This window comes from Dietzia sp. Cai40 (genome assembly GCF_014145165.1).
Lineage (GTDB): Bacteria > Actinomycetota > Actinomycetes > Mycobacteriales > Mycobacteriaceae > Dietzia > Dietzia natronolimnaea.
Window position 1 is genome coordinate 1 of sequence record NZ_JAALEB010000155.1, and the last position, 1,536, is coordinate 1,536.

Below are 1,536 nucleotides of genomic sequence, written 5' to 3' on the forward strand. Positions count from 1 at the left end.
GGACCAACGCCACCGTGGCGGCCTCACGGACGGGGACGGGCCCGGCCGGGGTCGCCACGGGGTCGACTGTGCGGTTCACGGCCGCCGGTGTCGGCCGGACCGACGCGCCCGGCGCGCGAAGAACCGCCCGTCGATCGAGTCGACGACGATCGACTGCGCGAACGCGGTGCTGAGGTTCTCCGAGGTGATCACGTCGTCGATCAGGCCGGTGGCCGTGACCCCTCCCTCCGCGAGGAGCATCGCGTGGGTGAAACCCGGGGGTATCTCCTCCACGTGGTGGGTCACCAGGACGGTGGCGGGCGCGTCGGGGTCGAGGGCCATGTCCGCCAGACGGGCGACCAGATCCTCCCGGCCCCCCAGGTCCAGCCCCGCCCCCGGCTCGTCGAGCAGGAGCAGCTCCGGGTCGGTCATCATCGCGCGGGCGATCAGCACCCGCTTGCGCTCACCCTCCGAGAGGGTCCCCCAGGTCCGGTCGGCCAGGTGCTCTCCGCCGATCATCTCCAGCGTGTCCGCCGCGCGGTCGAAGTCGGCCTGGTCGTACGCCTCCCGCCACCGGCCCAGCACGGCGTACCCGGCGGAGACCACCAGGTCCTTGACCACCTCGTCGCCGGGGATCCGGCCGGCCACCGCGGCGGACGACAGGCCCACCCGGCTGCGGAGCTCGGTGACCTCGGTGCGACCCAGTTGCTCCCCCAGGATCACCGCCGAACCGGTGCTCGGGTACTCGAGCGCCGAGGCGATCCGGAGCAGCGAGGTCTTGCCCGCACCGTTGGGGCCCAGGACGACCCACCGCTCGTCCAACTCGACCTGCCAGGTGACGGGGCCCACCAGCGTCCGCCCGTCCCTCCGGAGCGAGACGTCTGTCAGGTCCAGGACGAGGTCGGGATCGGTCTCGATAGGCGTTCTCACGGACCCCATCTAACCCCCTATCCGGTGGCCGGGTGGCGAGGAACACGGCTCGTGCGCGTGAACACCGGCGCGACGCCCCTCCCCGATCGACGCCCGCTTCGATAGCGTCGTGTGCGTAGAGGCGTCCGCACCCCGGAGCCCGCAGCCGAGAGGAGCACCGACGTGAACGACCGTCTGGCCATCGACGAGGTCCGCCCCCTGGTCTCCTGCGGGAGGTTCCCCGCCAAGTCGGTCGTGGGTGAGGTGGTGCCGATCTCGGCGACCGTGTGGCGGGAGGGCCACGACGCGCTGTCGGCGAGCCTGGTGGTCCGCCGTCCCGGTGGGGCCTCCTCCCGGACGACCATGTCCCCCGGGGCGGAGGCGGACACCGTCCACGCGCTGCTCACCACCGACGCCCCCGGGATGTGGTCGTTCCGTGTCGAGGCCTGGTCGGATCCGTTCGCCACGTGGAACAGCGGCATCGTCAAGAAGATGGACGCAGGCCAGGGCGCCGACGTCCTGGGCAACGAGTTCGAGGTGGGCGCCCGGGTCCTGGACGCCGGCGCCGCACAGGCGACCGCGTCGGGTGACCCCGACCGGGCCGCGCTGCTGACGGATGCGGCCACCGCGCTCCGCGGCACCGGGGAC

Annotated in this window: 2 protein-coding genes; one reads left to right on the forward strand and one right to left on the reverse strand. The window is 72.9% G+C overall.

The genetic code is table 11. The features are described from left to right. Positions 1-75: 75 nt before the first annotated feature. On the reverse strand, positions 76-918 hold the full coding sequence (locus G6022_RS06740) for an ABC transporter ATP-binding protein (protein ID WP_179525543.1): 843 nt from the start codon (positions 916-918) through the stop codon (positions 76-78). A 153-nt stretch (positions 919-1,071) separates the two neighbouring features. On the opposite strand from G6022_RS06740, the gene G6022_RS06745 reads away from it, so the two are divergent. Beyond that, the coding region (locus G6022_RS06745) for a maltotransferase domain-containing protein (protein ID WP_182691228.1) at positions 1,072-1,536 on the forward strand (465 nt) is incomplete at its 3' end.

What these genes read in the sequence shown, in the direction of transcription:
- G6022_RS06740 (WP_179525543.1), bottom strand. Translation starts at nt 918, where the DNA reads ATGGGGTCCGTGAGAACGCCTATCGAGACCGATCCCGACCTCGTCCTG.